The following is a 19,374-nucleotide window of genomic DNA, read 5'->3' as shown; positions in this document are numbered from 1 at the left end:
TATAAAATTATTTTGTTAAAAGAGCTGATAGTTGACTGGTTTTGGGATATTCAGATTATTTAACATTTAGGAGGAGTTATAATGGCAAAAAAATATGTTTATGACTTTAAAGAAGGCAATATGTCAATGAGAGGCTTGCTTGGCGGAAAAGGTGCTAACCTTGCAGAAATGACCAACATAGGATTACCGGTGCCACAGGGATTTACAATAACTACTGAAGCTTGTCTTAAATATTATGATGAAGATAAAAAACTTTGGGATGAATTGTTAAAAGAAATTGATGAACACTTGGAGACAGTAGAAAAATTGCAGGGCAAAAAATTTTCCGATGCAAACGATCCTTTATTATTCTCAGTTCGTTCAGGAGCAGTTATATCAATGCCTGGAATGATGGATACAATACTTAATCTCGGTCTTAATGATGAAACTGTGAAAGGACTTGCAAGAGCAACAAACAATGAAAGATTTGCATACGATTCTTATAGAAGATTTATACAAATGTTTTCTGATGTTGCAATAGGAATACCTAAAGTACTTTTTGATACGAAATTGGATAATATGAAGGAAAACAAAGGTGTTACTCAAGATACTGATCTTGATGCTAATGATTTGAAGAAGCTTGTGGAACAATTTAAAGAAGTTTATAAACAAGAGATGAAAGAAGATTTTCCTCAAGAACCTAAAAAGCAATTATACAAAGCGGTTGAGGCTGTATTTTCTTCTTGGAATAATAACAGAGCAATAGTATACAGAAACTTAAACGGAATATCTCATGATCTTGGTACAGCTGTAAATGTTCAATCTATGGTTTTTGGTAATAAGGGAGAAACATCAGGAACAGGTGTTGCATTTACAAGAAATCCTGCAACAGGAGAAAATAAACTGTTTGGAGAGTTTTTGATGAATGCACAAGGTGAAGATGTAGTTGCCGGTATAAGAACTCCAAAGAGTATTGATACATTAAAGGAAATAAATCCTGATTGTTATAAGCAATTTGTTGATACAACACATATCTTGGAAAATCACTATAAAGATATGCAAGATATTGAGTTCACAATAGAAGAAGGAAGATTATTCTTCTTACAAACAAGAAATGGAAAAAGAACAGCTCAAGCAGCAGTAAATGTTGCAGTTGATTTGGTTGAAGAAGGTCTTCTAACAAAAGAAGAGGCTATAATGAAAGTAGAGCCTAAACAATTGGATCAATTATTGCACCCTACATTTGAGATAGAAGCACTTAAAAAAGCCACTATGCTCACAAAGGGTTTGCCTGCATCACCGGGTGCTGCATCAGGAAAGATATATTTCCATGCTGATGAGGCTGTGGAAGCAAGTAAAAAAGGCGAAGAAGTGTTGCTTGTGAGACAAGAGACTTCTCCAGAAGATATAGAAGGTATGGTATGCTCTCAAGGTATATTGACTTCAAGAGGAGGTATGACATCACATGCTGCGGTTGTTGCAAGAGGAATGGGAAAATGCTGTGTAGCAGGATGTAGCGAAGTGAGAGTTGATGAAGAATTAAAAACTTTAAGAGTAGGCGATAGAGTATTTAAAGAAGGCGATGAAATATCACTTGACGGCTCAACAGGAGCAGTATATGATGCAAAAATAGCAAAAGCAAAAGCTGAGTTATCAGGAAAATTCGGCAAGTTTATGGAGTGGGTAAACGAAGTAAAACGTTTAGGAGTTTACACAAACGCTGACACACCAAGAGATGCAAAACAAGGAAGAATATTCGGTGCTGAAGGTATAGGACTTTGTAGAACTGAACATATGTTCTTCAGTGAAAACAGAATACCGGCAGTTAGAAGAATGATAATATCAAGATCTTTGGAAGAAAGAGTAAAAGCTTTAAATGAACTCTTACCAATGCAAAGAGAAGACTTCTACGGAATATTCAAAGAAATGAGAGAATATCCGGTAGTTATAAGATTACTTGATCCTCCACTACATGAATTTTTACCTAAAGAAGAAAAAGATTTACAAGATATAGCGAATTCAATGGGTATTTCTTATGAAGACATAAGAGATAGAGTTATCGAACTTGAAGAGTTCAACCCTATGCTTGGACATAGAGGTTGCAGACTTGCAGTAAGCTATCCTGAAATAGCAAGAATGCAGGCAAGAGCAATAATAGAGGCTGCTATAGAAATAAAATCTGAAGTTCCTAATATCAAACCTGAAATAATGGTACCGCTTGTAGGTCATATAAATGAGCTTAAATTTGTAAAAGAACAAATGATAGATGAAATAAACAAGGTTTTTGCAGAAAAAGGCGAAAAAGTTGAATATCTCATAGGAACTATGATAGAAGTACCGAGAGCTGCACTTACAGCAGATCAGATAGCAACTGAAGCGGACTTCTTCAGTTTTGGAACTAATGACCTTACACAAATGACATTCGGATTTTCAAGAGATGATTCAAGCAGATTCCTTGCAGATTATAATAATAAAAAAGTATTTGATTTTGCACCGTTTGAACAAGTTGACCAAATAGGAGTAGGTAAGCTTATGAAAATGGCAGTAGAAGACGGTAGAAAATCAAATCCTGATTTGATACTCGGAATATGTGGAGAGCATGGAGGAGATCCTTCATCAGTAGAATTCTGCAATGCTTTAGGTTTGACATATGTATCTTGTTCACCGTATAGAGTTCCGATAGCAAGATTAGCGGCAGCACAAGCAGTGATAAAACAAAAACAGAAATAATGATTGATTTAATACTAATACCTATTTGACTAATTTATATTATAAAAAATAATAATTCGTTTTTTGATGATTATAAGTTGAAAATATTCATTTGTTTTATCAGGTATTAGTATAAAATGAGTTAATAGGACTTATTCATTAAATAAAAAATGGCTATCATCGATGAAATAAAATATTGATGAATAGCCATTTTTTATATAGGCTTAAGCCAGTTTTGTAAATGCAAAGCTTTTACAAAACAATAATCCACCTGCTATGCAGGTGGAGGGAAGAAAGCTTTAGCTATAAGCAAAAACAAAAAACCTTATGATATAATAATATTGGTTCGTCAGCCAAATATTAAAAATCATAAGGAGGTGTCCTAAAGTGGACAATAATAGTTTAGCACATACAAAATGGGAATGCAAATATCATTTAGTATTTGAGCCAAAATATAGAAGACAAATAATATATGGAAAGTTAAAAATAGAAATAGGAAAGATATTAAGAGAGTTATGTGAAAGAAAAGGAATAGAAATAATACAAGCAGAATGTTGCCCTGATAACATACACATGTTGGTAAGAATACCACCAAAATACAGTGCATCAGAAATAATTGGGTATCTGAAAGGAAAAAGCAGCCTAATAATATTTGATAGACATGCGAATTTAAAATATAAATATGGAAACAGACATTTTTGGTGCAGAGGATATTATGTAGATACATCAGGAAAGAATGCGAGAAAGATACAAGAATATATAAAAAATCAGTTAGAAGAAGATAGGTTGACAGAACAGTTGACGATGAAAGAATATATAGACCCGTTTACGGAGTTATAGAATTAAGAAGAACACTTCATCACTATTTGAGTGAAAGATGTTTTGCTTAATTCTTTTTTTATTGGAGAATCCCCGTGAAAGGAGGTAATCGTGAGAAGCTATGAGAAAATAACCGCCTTGTATGAGAGGTTAAGCCGAGATGATGAACTACAAGGCGAGAGCAATTCGATCATCAATCAAAAGAAAATCTTGGAAGAATACGCAAAGAAAAATCATTTGGAGAACATCGTTCATTTTACTGATGACGGAATCAGCGGAACGCAGTTTGATCGTCCGGGCTTTATGGCAATGATGAACGGAGTCAATCAAAGGAATATCGGTTGTATCATCGTAAAAGATATGTCAAGACTGGGCAGAGATTACCTTAAAGTCGGTCAATGTATGGAGATATTAAGGCAAAAGGGAGTTAGGCTCATTGCCGTGGGCGACAATGTAGACAGCTTTTACAAAGACGATGATTTTACTCCATTTCGAAACATTATGAACGAGTGGTATGCAAGGGATACCTCAAGGAAAATCAAGTCCACATTCAAAGCGAAAGGAGAAAGTGGAAAACATACAGGAAGCAGCCCTCCCTATGGATATATCAAAGACAAGGACGATAAAAATCAGTGGATTGTTGACGAAAAAGCGGAAGAAGTTGTCCGAAGAATATTCCATCTGACAATGGATGGAAAAGGACCCTATGCCATTGCAAGGATATTAGAAGTCGACAAGATAGACATACCTGCCTATCATCAGCAGAAATTGGGATATGGACTACATCAAAGCAAAGTGTTTGAATATCCGTATCGTTGGTGCAGTTCCACGATTGCAAGTATCTTAAAAAAGCAAGAATACTTAGGACATACGGTCAACTTCAAAACCAGAAAGCATTTCAAAGATAAGAAAAGTAAATATGTATCTGAAGATAACTGGCTCATCTTTGAAAACACCCACGAGCCAATCATAGACCAAGAAACCTTTGATAATGTGCAGAGAATACGAGGAAATGTCAAACGCTATCCCGATGGTTGGGGTGACTGTCACCCCCTTACAGGGCTTATGTACTGTTCTGATTGTCGAAGTAAAATGTATGTGCATAGAAACAAGCAACTACAAGAATATCACATATTATACTTGTAGTGCCTACACAAAAGTGCCTTGCGGAACACTTTGTAAATCAGGACACCGAATAAAGGCAGAAGTATTATTAAATCTCATTCAAAGCACCTTACAAGACATTAAGGAAAGCCTTAATGAAGATAACGAAGCCTTTCTCCATTCCATTCAAAATGAAATGGAAGAAAGCGAGAAAATGGAAATGGAAAAGAAAAAGACAAGGCTCACAGATAGTAAAAACAGGCTTCAGGAATTGGAACGCTTAATGTGTCGAATATACGAAGATATGATACTGGAGAAGATACCGAACACCCGATATGAAATCTTAAACAATCAGTATGAAACTGAGCAAAGGGAACTTAGCAAAGAAATCGATGGGTTGGAAAAATCCATCAAGCGATACGAAAAAGAAACAGACAGAGCCATGAAGTTTATCCGGTTGATTGAACGCTATGATAACTTTGACGAACTGACACCGACCATCATCAATGAGTTTGTAGAAAAAATCTTAGTCCACGAACGAGATCGAAAAGGCAGTCAAACCGCCAATCAGAAAGTTGAAATCTATTTCAACTTTATCTGCAACTATGAACCGCCGAAAGAAGAATTATCCGAAGAAGAAATGCAGAAATTAAGGGAGGAGGAAGAAAAAGAACGGGAAAGAAAAGACAGGCTTCATCAAAACTACCTCAAGCGTAAAGCAAACGGCAAGCAAAAAGAATATGAGGACAGATACAAGGAGAAAAGGGAGCAACTCAAACAGGAGAAACTTAAAACGCTGAAAAAAAGCGGAATACCATTAAGTGAATATAAAGAGCTAATGAAAAAAGAAGCCTAATTATAGACTTCTTTTTTTCACGCACTCAATGTAACAGATTTTATCGAATTACAAGTTATGTTTTGTCATATTTTTAATAGATTGCTGATAGAACTCAATTTTATCATCTAAATTTTGAAGATACTCAGTCCATTTTAGTTGCTGTTCTAAAACATAATTTCTGTGTAATTGGAGAATTTGTAATCGTTCAGGCATTGTAATCGAGCCAACATATCGTAACTCGGAATAATGTTGAATATCTTTGATAAGCATTCCTGTTTCTTTCAGCCGTCTTATAAATTTTATCCACTCTATATCGCTTTCTTTATAATATCTTCTACCATTTTTGTCTCTATCTACTTTGAGTAATCCTTTTTTTTCGTAGTAACGAAGGGTGCTTGCTGGAAGATTTGTTTTATTTGTAATTTCGCCTATTTTCATTGCAGATGGCTCCTTTCCTAATTTTTAAAATTCATAAGTAAAAGAACTTGACTTAAACCAAAGTTTAAGTAGTATAGTTATATTATAAAAGAAAAAAGGAGGTGAATTCAAGTGAAAAGTAAACGATTTGAAATAGGTTTAGAACAATTACAAGAAATTGATGGCGTGAGTGGCGAAAAAGTTATACAAACATTAGAAGATATTGCTCCAGATTTAGGAGAATATATTATCGAATTTGCATTTGGAGATATTTATAATAGACAAGGACTTTCTTTGCAAGAAAGAGAAATGATAACTATCACAAGTTTATTGACATTAGGAGGGTGCGAACCACAATTAGAAGTTCATATTAATGGATCTTTAAATGTGGGAATATCTCCAGAAAAAATTATTGAGACATTTATTCAGTGCATTCCGTATGTGGGTTTTCCAAAAGTCTTAAATGCTACATTCGTTGCAAAAAAAATCTTTTCTGAAAGGAATCTTACTTTAGGTAGTAACACAAACGAGGGGAGGTAATATATCACCAATAAAAAATAAAGAAGCTATGTGGAATGAAATAACGAGTGATTTTTCACTGATTTTTTGCTGAAAAACCAAAAATCATAATTTTTGAAAGAGGACTATTTTTTAATAATAATATCCGGAATGCTTAATAATTATATTTAATATCTCTTTGTATTTTTGGACTTGTTGAGTTCAGCAATATAATCTAAACCAAAGATCTCTATTTCATTTAATACTCTTTGGAATTTTGTACCTAATGCACTCAAAGAATACTCAACATGAGGAGGAACTTCCGGAAAAACTTTTCTGACGATTAGTTTGTCTTGTTCCAATTGACGGAGCTGTCTTGTTAAAACGGTTCGGGTAACATCAGGTATTAACCGTTCAAGTTCACTAAATCTTTTTGTGCCTGTACTTAGATGATATAAAACTACAATTGCCCATTTTCCTTGTAAAACTTTTTGAGTCGTAACATATGGACATTTATCATAAACATTTGACATTGTAACCTCCTTAGAAAACTAACAGTATCGTATTAGATACTATGTATTATAAATGTTCGTACTTCTAAAATCAAGACTTAAAAAGTATAATGATAGCAAGAGAAAATCATTTCTCAAAAATGAAAGGAGATCAGCTATGAAAAATGAAGTTATGAAAGTATTTCATGCTTACACAGAAGCATTATCAAAAGGAGATTTTGGAGCGGTTTTTGAAATGATGTCGGATAATATTGTATGGCATATGGGAGGAGAGAGTTCGCTTTCCGGCGTGATAGTGGGAAAACAGGCATTAGGAGAGCGTTTGGGAGAATTTTCAAAAAGAAGTAACGGAACATTTAGGGTGATAACAAATTGGGCTGAAAGCAATGACTGTTTTGTGGCTGCCAGTGTTGTTTCTTTAGCAGAAAGAGGAGAAGAAAAACTAAATGATCCGGGGATTGACCTATTCAGGATAGAGAATGGTAAGATACAGGAAGTTTGGACTTTCGCAGAAAAACAAGAGGAAGAAGATAAGTTTTGGGAATAAATCAAATCTATACTCAATAAAAAAATTAGGACGTTATGTGCAAATGATATAACAAGTGCTTTTTTTCTGAAAAACCAAAAATCATAATTTGTCGAAGTAAAAAAATCAAATAGGATATTACCAAGAGGAAGTAAAAGCAAATTGCCGATACTTCCTTTTTTTGTTGTCAAAAATTCAAAAAGCGGAAAGGAGAATTTATGGAAGAACTGAAAAACACAGATAAAAAAGGCATTAGCACAAAGAGAAAGATTGGAAAGACCACCTATGAGGTCGTTGTCCACTTCAATGAAAATGCAACTGAAACAATGCAAGATAAGCTGACAAGAATAATGCTGAGGGAGTTTCGGAGAAAATCGAATGAAAAAAAAGATGATTTTGATTAAAAAGTCCTTGACAAGTGGCAACAGGGAGAGCCCGCAAAGAAAAATAAGAAATAAAGTGCTTTAGCACTAATTGGGAAATAAACGCGACTGGCGAACTATTCAATGTGCCTGCAGGCACAAGCTTGTAACAGCCCCTTATAGGGGCAGAGCAAACTACCGGCTTAGCCGGTAGTTATGATTTATATTATACTAATATCTGTTTAATTAATGGATAAAATTTATATAAGTTGTTTATTTTAAGTATGCTTAATTTTACTTAGCTAATAAATACTTAAAAATAGAAATATCCGTTATTATATTAACTTTTAGAATTAAACTTCAAATTGTTCCGGTTTTATATTGTAAGATTTTAATATTTTGTCAATAGGGTCATCTATATTTTTTAATTTTATGTTTATTATGAAATTCTTTTCGTTTTTTTCTATTTCAAATATATACATAAGATAGAAGTCGCTGTCATCAAAGCTGTAAGAATATATATTTTCGCCTTTCGTGTCAAATATATCAGATATTTTGGCAATTCTAAAAGATACTTTTCCACAATTTTTCTTCTGTGATTGATTTAATATTGCAAATTTTATGTGTCTTATACTACTGGGTATAGATGCAAGATTTACAAGTATGGCTTCGTCATCAGCTTCGGAGTTGCCTGTTTTGTTGTCGCCTGTGTGAAATAGAGCGCCTGTTCTTGAAAATAAGTTGTTATAAAAAATTAAATCGGCTTTATTAAGAAATTTTTCGTTTTTATCCAACATTATAGCAAGCAGGTCAAAATCTATTTCTTCGCCATTGGAAAAATTTTCCCATGATAAGCCTACAAGCAGTTTTTCATCATTTTTTAGTGAGATAATTTCATTTTGCATAAAGACTCCTCTAATAATTTTCGAGATAGCTATGTGATTTTCCGTCTAAGTTATACCCCAAAATACAGTCTGTATAAACATTTTGAGCTGACATAAATATATTTTTATCTACATTAGGATTGGATTTTTTCATTTCTTCTATTAAATCTTTTACTTCATATCTTTTTGAGCCTGTTTTTTTTGCAGCCACCATACATGCACAGTTAAGTACATTGATACCTGCGTTTTGTGTGAAGCGTATTATACTTTTTTCTTCTATATAGTAAAGTGGACGTATCAATTCTATTGAGTCGAAATTCTTTGATTTTAACTTTGGAAGCATGGTTTTGTAAGAACCGGCATATAATACATTGAGCATTGTGGTTTCTATGACATCATTAAAATGATGACCAAGCGAAAGCTTATTGCAATCAAGGCTTCTTGCAATGTTATATAAAGCGCCTCTTCTCATCTTTGCGCACATATAGCAAGGGTAGTCGCCTGCTATTTTGTCAGCAATTGCAAATACATCGGTATCGAATATTTTTATAGGTATATCAAGATATTTGCAATTCTCTTCCAAGAGTTTTCTTATATCTTTATGATATCCGGGGTCCATTACTACAAATTCAGTATCAAATTTTATATTGCCATGCTTTTGTAGTTCTTGAAATAATTTTGCCATAAGTATGGAGTCTTTTCCGCCGGATATAGCTACAGCAATTTTGTCATTTTCAGATATGAGGTTGTAATCTCTTACTGCTTTTGTAAATTTTGACCATATATCTTTTCTGTATTTTTTGATAATACTTCTTTGTATTTCATCAAGGCTTATTCTGTCATTTGTTATATTCAGTGTTTTGCAGTAATTATCGCCTAATTTTCCCATTGTTTATAAAACCTTTCTTTCCTTAAAAAATTGATTATGTTTAATACTAAACACTATTACAAATTATAAAATTTCTAAATTTTATAAATGGTTGTTTAAAAAGCATAAATTTTTAAGTATATAATTAGCTTTTATACTAAAATCTATTCAGATTATAGATTTTATTCAAGTTATATAGGCTTGTATTGTGAGCCTAAATTTAATATATAGATTTCTATTAGATTCAGTGTTAATTATTAATTGGTATATAGTATTTAGTATGATAAATCGTATTATAATAAAAAAGACTGCTGATAGCAGTCTTTTTTATTATACAGCTCTTTGAACTTTTCCTGAGCGTAAACATCTTGTGCAAACTCTTACTCTTTTTGGTGCTCCGTTAACTATAACTTTAACACTTTGAAGATTAGGTTTCCATTTTCTTCTTGTGTGACGATTTGAGTGGCTCACGTTGTTTCCTGTTGTAGTGCCTTTTCCGCATACTTCGCATACAAATGCCATATATATAACACCTCCATTATTATCAATTAACTAAAATCAACACTCAATATATTAACATAAAAAAATATAAAAATCAATAATAAATTAAAAGTTTTGTTTCAGTGATTGTAAAAAAGTCAAACATTTTTGACACAAAGCCTATAATATAATTTTGATTATTGTATATCATATTTTTTTAACAATATATGCGGGTAACCCCATATATTGTTAAAAATTTTCTAAATCACACTCTCGCTTTTTCTATATAATCTTCTAACATTTCATTTGCAGTTTTGAATTTCAAAACTTTCTTCGCTATATTGTTTTGCCTTTTTGCATATCTTTCAAAACTCTTATACATCTCTTCTTCGCTCTTGAATCTTCTATTTGCATAAAATTTCTCACTATCTTCTCTATGACTTCTTTCTACATACCCATTTTGCCACGGACTGTATGCGGCTGTTAGTTTATGCTCTATACCTAATTCTTCTAATGTTTTTTGAAATCTACTTTTTTTATTTGTTCTGTCTTGCTCATTTGTAAATTCTAATCCATTATCTGTTTGTATTTGCTCTATTTTAAATCCCATTTCTTTTTCTAATGTATTTAAGTAATTACTTGTTTCGTATGTGCTTTTTTCTTTTACAAGCTTCAATATTCTTTTTCTTGTATATACATCTATACCTGTTATTTGATAATATCTGTCTACTTCACTTTTAAATCCTATGCATTCTAACGGTACATATTTTATATCTACTTGTACTTGCTCTCCTGGTCTTGTTACTTTGCTTACTTTCTTTTCTTTCTTCTTTTTTCTAATTTCTTTTTTTTCTTGTATAGTTTTTAATTTTAATTTTTTTATCTGTCTTGTCATTGAATCATAGCATCTTGTATATCCTTTTTCTTGTAACTTTCTGTATACTTGTGCTAACCCTTCATGCTTATGATATCTATAGCAATGTTTTATCTTTTCTTGTTCTTCTGCTGTGTGCTCTTTTGGATGGCTTTTTGGTTTTGTTGACTCTTTTCTTAATGATTCTATTGTTCCATCATATCTTTTCATCCAATAATGTACATACTGTCTTGTTACATGGTATTTTCTTGCTGCTTTTGCATTATTTTTTTCTTTTATTGCATATTCTATTATTTGCTTGCGTCTTTTCATTCCTTCTGTTATACTTTTATTCATAAGAAAGCCTCTTTACTGATTTTTATTTTTTCCAAATCTTATTATATCAGTTGGCTTTCTTTTTTTATACTTTTTTGTCACAAATCTATTGTAGCATAACAAAATTAAAAGTTTTGTTTCAGTGATTTTACATAAAATTAGATTAATATAGGCTTTAATTATTTAACTTTTACTTGATGGAAAGTTTTTTTGCCTTTTTTTATCATTATTACATCATTTTTTAACATAGATGAATTGACTTTGAAATCTTTGCTTGTGACTTTTTTATCATTTACGACTATACCGCCTTGTTCTATAAGTCTTCTTGCTTCGGAAGATGAAGGTGCTAATGAAGTCATTTTTAATAATTCCAATATATCTATGCCATTATCAAGTTTGTCTTTGTCAACAAGAGTTGTAGGAGCGTTTTGTGATACACTGTTTGATGAAAATATAGCTCTTGCAGCCTCTAAAGCTTTATCAGCTTCTTCTTTTCCATGGACAAGTTTTGTAGTTTCGTATGCTAAAACTTCTTTTGCCTCATTTATTTTGTTGCCTTCCAAACTACCAAGTCTTCTGACTTCATCCATAGGTAAAAAAGTAAGCAGGCCTAAACATTTTTCTACTGATGCATCTTCAATATTTCTCCAATATTGGAAAAATTCATAAGGTGAAGTTTTATCTTTATCAAGCCATAATGCGCCTGACATTGTTTTACCCATTTTTTTGCCATCTGATGTAGTAAGCAGATTAAATGTTAAAGCGTATGCTTTATTTTGAGATTTTCTTCTAACCAAATCTGCACCTGCGAGTATATTGGACCATTGGTCATCTCCACCGCATTGAACTTTACAATCATATAATTGATTCAGTTTGTAAAAATCATAAGCTTGCATAATCATATAGTTAAATTCCAAAAATGAAAGACCTTTTTCCATTCTGCTTTTAAAACATTCTGCGGTTAACATTCTGTTTACAGAAAATTCTGATCCGACTTCCCTTAAAAAAGGTATATATTGCAGTTTCATAAGCCAGTTTGCATTGTTTTCCAATATGGCCTTGTCTTCACTGAAATCTATAAATCTGGACAGTTGCTCTTTAAATTTTTCGGCATTATGATTGATGTCATCTTCTGAAAGCATTTTACGCATGTCCGTTCTGCCGGATGGATCTCCTACCATAGTAGTTCCACCACCTAATAAAACTATAGGCCTGTGACCGGCAAGCTGCATATGTCTCATAGCTATGGCTTGTAAAAAATGTCCTACATGTAAGGAATCGGCTGTTGCATCATATCCTGTATAAAATGTTACACGTTCATTTGCAAATAACTCTCTTAATTCATCTTCATGCGATGTTTGAGCTATAAAACCTCGTTCTTTTAGAGTATCAAATACATTTGCCATTTCAATTACCCCTTTTAATTTTAAATTATTGTTTAGAATTATACCATAAATTGTTAAAATGTTCTATTGTTTTATTTGAAATGTAATTGATTGTTAAAATATGTGAGTGTCAATGTAAATATAAATATAAATAAGAGCGTAACCTATAATGCTGAATATTTTTTGTTTTGTAATCTCTTGATGATTTTTTATAAATATTTATATAATAATTGTTATTATATGTTGTAAATTTTCACTTTAAGGCATTATATATTTGATAATCTCAATATTTAGATATAAAATGCCAATTGACAATTTATAGTATCTGATATAAAATTAAACAGGAGAATAAATAATGATATTGAAAGATATCATTTTTAAATTTACATAATAATATTATTTATAGAAGGGTAATAAAATTTTTATTTTATAAATATTATGCAAGTTACTTGCTATAAATTGGAGGAGTTTTATGAAAAGAAGCACAAGAAGAAAATTGGCATTGACACTTTCATTGATAATGAGCTTAGGATTGCAAAGGAGTGTATTTGCATCTGATACATATAAAGCGTATATGAAAGGCTATCCTGATGGTAGTTTTAAACCGGCAAGTGTGGTTACAAGAGCAGAGGTAGCTGTTATGATTTCAAATCTTATAAGAGATGATGAAGAAATAGATCAAAGTTTAGAGTTTACAGATGTGAAAAAAGGGAATTGGGCATATGACAGTGTAAACTATCTTAGAACTAAAAATATATTAAGTTCTGATAATGGTGGAAAATACAGCGTAAAAGACGATATGAGCAGAGCTGAGCTTTGTAGTGTAATAGTTAAAGCATATCATCTTACAAAAGAAGATGGAGTAAGTAAAAAGTTTTCAGACATTGAAAAAAATGAATATAAAGAATACATAGAAATAATGGTTTCAAACGGATATATGTCAGGATATCCGGACGGTACATTCAAACCTGACAAAAAAGTATCAAGAGCAGAGATAGCAAGCATATTAAATGATGTGTTGGGTAGACCTGAAGCAATAGAAGAATTAAAGAAAATGAACAGCAAACTGGTTATGCCAAAAGATGTAAATGCGAACCACTGGGCTTATTCCAATATAGTTAGTGCTATAAATGATCTTAAAGAACAGGAAACGGTTCAAGATAATATAACAAAAGATAAACAGGAAGAGAAAACTCTTGAAAAAGAAGACAAAAAAGAGACTGAAAAAGTAGATTATAAAAATTTAAAAGACGGAGAATATAAACTTTCTGTAGAAATGTTAAAAGCGGAAGGACAGGATACTCCAAGCGAATTGTCTATGGCAAATGAATCTATAGAGCATAAGGCGATGTTAAAAGTTGAAAATGGTAAAGCTAAATTGTATTTGGTTACAAAGCCTATGGCATTAAAAAGTTTTGGAGAGCAAAAAGGACATTTGCAAAACGCTTGGTATTACGGCAGTAAAGAAGATTATCATAAGTCTTTGACTGATAAAAAAATAGATAATTTAAAAACTGTTGAAATTATAGATAAGTATAAAGATAAAGCGTTTGATACGGAAGATATCAAAAGTTATCCGAAGACAGTAGCATTTCCGGTGGAAATTGGTGCAGATTTTGCATATATTAGGATAGAAGTAGATGTTATGAACTCTTTAGGAGGGATGAAACCGGATGCTGCAATAAAATTGGATTGGAGTTCACTTGAAAAATAAATATTAAAAATAAAAGTAATAATTAATGAGCTTGAAGTATAAAAGTTTATTTTTTAGATTTTATTATAGTTTTTTATATTGATATTTAGAGTTTGTACTATTTATATAATATAAGAAAAGGAGAAAGATTATGTTAAAAAAAATATTGTCAAGCATTATAGCTTTAAGTTTTATTTTTACAATTTTTGTGTCAAATATAAATGCTCAAGATTTAGGGAATAAAGTATATTCTATAAAGAATACTGCTCAATATGAAAATCCGATAACTAAAGAGTTGGAGGATTTGAAGATAAAAGAAGGTCAGCCTAAGTATAAGAGTAAAAAAGCTATCGGAGATGGAATGAGCAGATCTATATTAGGTAAATATGCTCTTTTGGACAATACCGGAAAAACAAAGTCTTTAACTATAAAGATAGGACTTACAGATGTTTCTAAAGACTACAAAATATCAGTAAAAAATGTAAAAGATGATAAATATAAAGAAGTGAAATTTAAGGTAGTAAAAGAAGATAAAAAGAAAAAGACAAAAGATATAAAATTTGAAGTGCCTACAAATGAAGCATATATAAAAATATCAGCCTATGTAGAACCTATGGGCAGAGATATAACATTTTTTGCACAAATGAGCAGTAAAGACGCAAAAGAAGGAGCAAAAGAGTTTAATTCACAGAAGATGACTACAAAAGCACCTTCTACTAATGAAGAATAATTGACATGAAAGATGCTCTTCTTTATTTTAAGTATAATTTAGAAGAGTATATTTTTGTGAATACATAAAAGATTATTAAACTTCAGATATACGGATTTTTATAAATTAGATTTTACTTATCTTATTATCTGGAATATATTGTAGATTTAAAGTATGGTTATACAAGTATTTGATTAAATATAGATATTTTTTAATATAATGTTTAAATATATTTTACTTGAGATACTTTTTTATAAAATGTTTTTTTGTAGACATTTATAAAAGAATGAATAATTTTATTCTTAAAACAATTTTAGTATATATTAGTTTAAATAAAATGTAGCATTATAGTATATAAGAGAATTTAATAGAAAGGGAAACTATGAGAAAAAGACTTATAGGAATGATTGTACTTATATGTATGATTATGACCGGTTGTGTAGATCAGCACCAAAAACCACAAAGCCAATCAGAGACTGGAACAAGGATAATAGCTACATCGGTTGCTATATCCCAGATTACAGATTTGTTGGGATTGGATTTGGTAGGTATATGCGATACGAAGTCGTTTAAAATTCCGGAAAGATATGAAAGTGTAACTCGTGTAGGTATGCCTATGGGACCTGATATGGAAATAATGCGTTCTCTTAAACCTACACAAGTGCTTAGTCCTACATCTTTACAAAGTTTTTTGGAGGAACAATATAAAGAAGCAAAACTGCCATATAAATTTTTGGATATGTCAAGTGTCAAAGCTATGTATGATTCAATAGACGAAGTGGCGAAAGAATATGGGAAAGAAGAAGAAGCAAAAAAATTGAGAAGTGAGTATGAAAACTTGCTTAAAGATTATCAAGAGAAGAGAAAAGATAAAGAAAAACCAAAAGTCCTTGTACTTATGGGTTTGCCGGGTTCATATGTAATTGCTACGAATAATTCTTATGTAGGCAATATGGTGGAGCTTGCTGGTGGAATAAATATTTTTGAGGATGACGTTGAGGAATTTTTGCCGATAAATACGGAAGAACTTGTAAAAATGCAGCCGGATGTAATACTTAGGACTTCACATACAATGTCTGAAGAAATTATGGATGAATTTGATGAAGAATTTAAAACAAATGATATATGGAAACACTTTGACGCTGTAAAAAATGGCAGAGTGTATAATTTGGATAATAAGTATTTCGGTATGTCGGCAACAATGGGATACAAAGAGGGATTAAAGATATTAGATGAGATTTTTTATGAAAAATAAAGAGGTGTTGTGTGATTAAAAAGATTTTTGCTTTTATTTTTCTCATAATTTTACTAATAATTTTATTATTTGTTGCAATAAGAAGCGGAAGTATAAACCTTACTTATACACAAATTTTTAACGGATTATTTATAAAATATGATGAAGAATTCGCTACAATATATGATTTGAGATTTCCGAGAATATTGGTAGCTATACTTGCAGGAGCGGGGCTGTCAGTGTCTGGAGTTATGTTTCAGGCGGTTATGAAAAATCCGCTTGCAGATCCCGGTACTATAGGAATATCATCAGGTGCAAGTTTTATATCTATGATTGTTACGTTTATGTTTCCTAAGCTTTATTTTTTATCTCCGCTTTTTGCCTTTATAGGTGGAGTGCTGGCTTGTATTTTAGTTTATACACTTTCTTGGAAAGATGGACTTAAACCGCTTAGAGTAATACTTGTAGGTGTGGCTGTAAATGCAGTATTTGTAGGGCTTTTAAATGCTATAAACGCTATGAGCGGAGGCAGCCAAAATTCGGTTACCGCCATAGTAAATGCGAATATAGCTCAAAAAACTTGGAAAGACGTATCATTATTGTCAACTTATATAAGTATCGGTATGTTGCTCGCGTTAATATTTTCAGGTCGTTGCAACCTGTTAGCTTTAGAGGATAAAACTATAAAAAGTTTGGGGATAAATGTAAACAGATTGAGAGTATATATATCGGCAATATCTTTATTGCTTATAGGAATATCAACTGCCGTAGTTGGAGTGATAGGATTTATAGGACTTATTGTGCCACATATGTCAAGAATGTTGGTAGGTAACGACAATAGAGTATTAATACCTTACTCTATGATATTAGGTGCATTTGTGATGTTGCTTGCAGATACAGTCGGCAGAATGATAATAATGCCTTTTGAAATACCGATAGGAGTATTTATGTCAGTATTCGGGGGACCTTTTTTCATAATCTTGCTTAGAAAAAGTGAGGGCACATATGAGAGTCAATGATTTATATTTTGCATATGATAAAGAAGATATTATAAATGGAATTTCCTTTGAAATTAAAAATAAGAAGATAACCACACTTCTCGGAGCTAACGGATGCGGAAAATCTACGCTGTTTCAATTGTTGACAAAGAATTTAAAAGCAAGACATGGACAAGTGCTACTTGAAGAAAAAAATGTTCAGGATATAAAGTTGAAAGAATTTGCACAGAAAGTAGCAATAGTTCATCAATATAACACAGCTCCTGCTGATTTACCCGTAAAAAGACTCGTTTCTTATGGAAGAATACCGTTTTATAAACATTTTCAAACACAAACAGACAAAGACAAAGAAATAATCAATTGGGCATTGGAAGTAACTAATTTAAAAGAGCTTAGCAATAGGAATTTAGGGCAGTTGTCAGGAGGGCAAAGGCAAAGAGCATGGATAGCCATGGCATTGGCACAAAAACCGCAAATATTATTTTTGGATGAGCCTACGACATATCTTGATGTCAAATATCAAATAGAGATATTGAGGTTGATAAAACTTCTTAATAAAGACTATAATATGACAATAGTTATGGTACTGCATGATATAAATCAAGCAATTCACTACAGTGACGAGATAATAGGAATGAAAAAAGGAAAAATAATATTCCAAGGTAATCCGCAAGAAGTGATATGTGAAAACAGTATACAGGATATGTATGGCATAAATCTAAAAGTTGGTTATTTGGAAAATCAAAAATATGTACTTGCGGTGTGATATAGAATAAAAAATACTATTATAAATTTATAAGAAATAAATCATTAATTTTTAAAAATTAATTATATAAAAATTATTTTCTGGAGGAAATATGAAAACTTTAATAATATATTCAAGCAAAACGGGAAACACAAAAAAAGTGGCTTACGGGATATACGAAGGTCTGAAAGATGAATACGACTTGAGCATAGAAAATATGGATAATATAAAGGATTTAAGTCTACTTGATGATTATGATACTTTGCTTGTAGGTTTTTGGATAGATAAAGGTACAGCCAACTCATCGGCAAAAAAATTTATAAAAAATATAAAGAATAAAAATATTGCTTTATTTGCAACCTTAGGTGCAGATCCGTCATCAAAACACGGACAGGATGTTATAAAAAATATGAACAAGCTTGCGGATAAATCAAATAAACTTATAGAAGTAGGTATTTATAACGGACTTGTAGATCCGAAATTACTCGAAAAACTTAAAACAAAACCGCCTCTATTTTTGCCTAAACCTATACTAAACAAAATGATAAGCGCTGGAGAAAAATCAAGAGAACCTAATGAAGAAGATATGAATGATGCTATTGCAAGATTTTCTAAAGCATTAAAAAAAGTATCATAATTAAAATAATAAATATTTATAAAATATGATTTACTTATAGAATGGTATATAATTATTTTTATATACTTTATAAAATTAATTTTTTGTATTGAATATATAAAATTTGTTTTATAAAATAATACAGACAAGTAAAATTTATTTTGTAAAAATCTCAGAACAAGACAGACTAATATATCTTGAATGCCTGTATTAAAACGATATAAGCGAAATTATAGAATAATGACGTAAATATACGCTTTTAAGACAAGTTTTGATAAGTTGAAATTTAACAATATTAGTAGACTTTTAAGATTATATTTTTTTAGAGAATATACATTTTTATAAATATATATTATACAGAATTGGAGAGCATATGAAATATATAATACTAACAATAGGATTCATATCACTTGCGCTTGGAATAATAGGAATATTCATTGTGCTTTTGCCTACGACACCGTTTTTATTGTTGTCAGGAGTTTGTTTTGCAAAAAGCTCAACAAAAGTAAATGAATGGTTTAAAAATACCAAGATATACAAACAGTATATTGAAAGTTATGTAGAAAACAAAAGTATGACTAAAAAGAGAAAAATATCACTTCTTGCAATGGTGACAGTGCTTTTATTAATAGGTATATTTTTAGCGAAAAGTATTCATTTAAAAGCGTTTATGGGTGTGGTATTATTGGCACATTATTATTATTTTATATTTAGGGTAAATACAGCACAGGAATAATTATATTTTTATTGTAATACTAAAATTTATTTAAAATGTAAAGTAATACTGATGAATATAATAAAAACTCATT

Annotated in this window: 19 protein-coding genes and 1 pseudogene; 13 read left to right on the top strand and 7 right to left on the bottom strand. The window is 31.3% G+C overall.

Annotation, left to right across the window (positions count from 1 at the left end):
• Positions 1–81 precede the first annotated feature (81 nt).
• The 3 genes and pseudogenes from ppdK (at position 82) to HMPREF9630_RS09340 (ending at position 5,467) form a co-directional block, all read left to right on the top strand.
• Positions 82–2,709, top strand: a complete 2,628-nt coding sequence (gene ppdK, locus HMPREF9630_RS09350) for a pyruvate, phosphate dikinase (protein WP_009528213.1) — start codon at positions 82–84, stop codon at positions 2,707–2,709.
• A gap of 366 nt (positions 2,710–3,075) precedes the next feature.
• The gene (gene tnpA, locus HMPREF9630_RS09345) at positions 3,076–3,528 is read left to right on the top strand and encodes an IS200/IS605 family transposase (protein ID WP_009528212.1); all 453 of its coding nucleotides are present in this window, start codon (positions 3,076–3,078) and stop codon (positions 3,526–3,528) included.
• A 90-nt stretch (positions 3,529–3,618) separates the two neighbouring features.
• Positions 3,619–5,467, top strand: a pseudogene (locus HMPREF9630_RS09340) (DUF4368 domain-containing protein).
• A 48-nt stretch (positions 5,468–5,515) separates the two neighbouring features.
• On the opposite strand, the gene HMPREF9630_RS09335 reads toward HMPREF9630_RS09340, so the two are convergent.
• Entirely contained in the window at positions 5,516–5,887 is a 372-nt protein-coding gene (locus HMPREF9630_RS09335) for a MerR family transcriptional regulator (RefSeq protein WP_009528209.1), read from the bottom strand.
• A gap of 111 nt (positions 5,888–5,998) precedes the next feature.
• Between HMPREF9630_RS09335 and HMPREF9630_RS09330 the strand changes: the two genes are divergently transcribed.
• Positions 5,999–6,406, top strand: coding sequence for a carboxymuconolactone decarboxylase family protein (locus tag HMPREF9630_RS09330; protein ID WP_009528208.1), 408 nt, complete (start codon positions 5,999–6,001; stop codon positions 6,404–6,406).
• Positions 6,407–6,552: 146 nt separating this feature from the next.
• Here HMPREF9630_RS09330 and HMPREF9630_RS09325 read toward each other — a convergent pair whose 3' ends face one another.
• Positions 6,553–6,897 (bottom strand): winged helix-turn-helix transcriptional regulator, encoded by a 345-nt coding sequence (locus tag HMPREF9630_RS09325; protein ID WP_009528207.1) that lies wholly within the window; start codon positions 6,895–6,897, stop codon positions 6,553–6,555.
• Between the two features lie 136 nt (positions 6,898–7,033).
• Here HMPREF9630_RS09325 and HMPREF9630_RS09320 point away from each other — a divergent pair, with 136 nt between their 5' ends.
• Positions 7,034–7,423, top strand: a complete 390-nt coding sequence (locus HMPREF9630_RS09320) for a nuclear transport factor 2 family protein (RefSeq protein WP_009528206.1) — start codon at positions 7,034–7,036, stop codon at positions 7,421–7,423.
• A 197-nt stretch (positions 7,424–7,620) separates the two neighbouring features.
• Positions 7,621–7,806: a transposon-encoded TnpW family protein gene (locus tag HMPREF9630_RS09315; protein ID WP_009528205.1), complete on the top strand. Its 186-nt coding sequence runs from the start codon at positions 7,621–7,623 to the stop codon at positions 7,804–7,806.
• 311 nt (positions 7,807–8,117) lie between these two features.
• On the opposite strand, the gene HMPREF9630_RS09310 is transcribed toward HMPREF9630_RS09315, so the two are convergent.
• From HMPREF9630_RS09310 to tyrS, 5 genes are all read right to left on the bottom strand, one after another.
• Entirely contained in the window at positions 8,118–8,669 is a 552-nt protein-coding gene (locus tag HMPREF9630_RS09310) for a TerD family protein (protein ID WP_009528204.1), read from the bottom strand.
• Positions 8,670–8,679: 10 nt separating this feature from the next.
• Complete coding sequence (locus HMPREF9630_RS09305; RefSeq protein ID WP_009528203.1) at positions 8,680–9,537, bottom strand: tRNA 2-thiocytidine(32) synthetase TtcA; 858 nt, start codon at positions 9,535–9,537, stop codon at positions 8,680–8,682.
• Between the two features lie 309 nt (positions 9,538–9,846).
• On the bottom strand, positions 9,847–10,038 hold the full coding sequence (gene rpmB / locus HMPREF9630_RS09300; protein ID WP_009525116.1) for a 50S ribosomal protein L28: 192 nt from the start codon (positions 10,036–10,038) through the stop codon (positions 9,847–9,849).
• A gap of 223 nt (positions 10,039–10,261) precedes the next feature.
• Positions 10,262–11,206, bottom strand: coding sequence for a DDE-type integrase/transposase/recombinase (locus tag HMPREF9630_RS09295; protein WP_009526608.1), 945 nt, complete (start codon positions 11,204–11,206; stop codon positions 10,262–10,264).
• Between the two features lie 158 nt (positions 11,207–11,364).
• Entirely contained in the window at positions 11,365–12,591 is a 1,227-nt protein-coding gene (gene tyrS, locus HMPREF9630_RS09290) for a tyrosine--tRNA ligase (protein ID WP_009528134.1), read from the bottom strand.
• Positions 12,592–13,042: 451 nt separating this feature from the next.
• Between tyrS and HMPREF9630_RS09285 the strand changes: the two genes are divergently transcribed.
• The 7 genes from HMPREF9630_RS09285 (at position 13,043) to HMPREF9630_RS09255 (ending at position 19,301) form a co-directional block, all read left to right on the top strand.
• Positions 13,043–14,284 carry an S-layer homology domain-containing protein gene (locus HMPREF9630_RS09285; protein WP_009528133.1) on the top strand — a complete coding sequence of 414 codons (1,242 nt, stop codon included), beginning with the start codon at positions 13,043–13,045 and terminating at the stop codon, positions 14,282–14,284.
• A 130-nt stretch (positions 14,285–14,414) separates the two neighbouring features.
• Positions 14,415–14,993, top strand: a complete 579-nt coding sequence (locus HMPREF9630_RS09280; RefSeq protein WP_009528132.1) for a heme-binding Shp domain-containing protein — start codon at positions 14,415–14,417, stop codon at positions 14,991–14,993.
• 361 nt (positions 14,994–15,354) lie between these two features.
• Entirely contained in the window at positions 15,355–16,227 is an 873-nt protein-coding gene (gene isdE, locus HMPREF9630_RS09275; RefSeq protein ID WP_009528131.1) for a heme ABC transporter substrate-binding protein IsdE, read from the top strand.
• Positions 16,228–16,238: 11 nt separating this feature from the next.
• Complete coding sequence (locus HMPREF9630_RS09270; protein ID WP_009528130.1) at positions 16,239–17,225, top strand: FecCD family ABC transporter permease; 987 nt, start codon at positions 16,239–16,241, stop codon at positions 17,223–17,225.
• A complete protein-coding gene (locus HMPREF9630_RS09265; RefSeq protein WP_009528129.1) occupies positions 17,212–17,970 on the top strand; it encodes an ABC transporter ATP-binding protein in 759 nt (252 codons plus the stop codon). The genes HMPREF9630_RS09270 and HMPREF9630_RS09265 overlap by 14 nt, the downstream gene beginning before the upstream one ends.
• Positions 17,971–18,061: 91 nt before the next feature.
• On the top strand, positions 18,062–18,586 hold the full coding sequence (locus HMPREF9630_RS09260) for a flavodoxin family protein (RefSeq protein ID WP_009528128.1): 525 nt from the start codon (positions 18,062–18,064) through the stop codon (positions 18,584–18,586).
• 352 nt (positions 18,587–18,938) lie between these two features.
• Positions 18,939–19,301: a YbaN family protein gene (locus HMPREF9630_RS09255; protein WP_009528127.1), complete on the top strand. Its 363-nt coding sequence runs from the start codon at positions 18,939–18,941 to the stop codon at positions 19,299–19,301.
• Positions 19,302–19,374: the final 73 nt, after the last annotated feature.

The organism is Peptoanaerobacter stomatis (genome assembly GCF_000238095.2).
Classification (GTDB): domain Bacteria; phylum Bacillota; class Clostridia; order Peptostreptococcales; family Filifactoraceae; genus Peptoanaerobacter; species Peptoanaerobacter stomatis_A.
The sequence above is the reverse complement of the archived record's forward strand: the minus strand, read 5'-3'. Positions and strand labels throughout refer to the sequence as shown.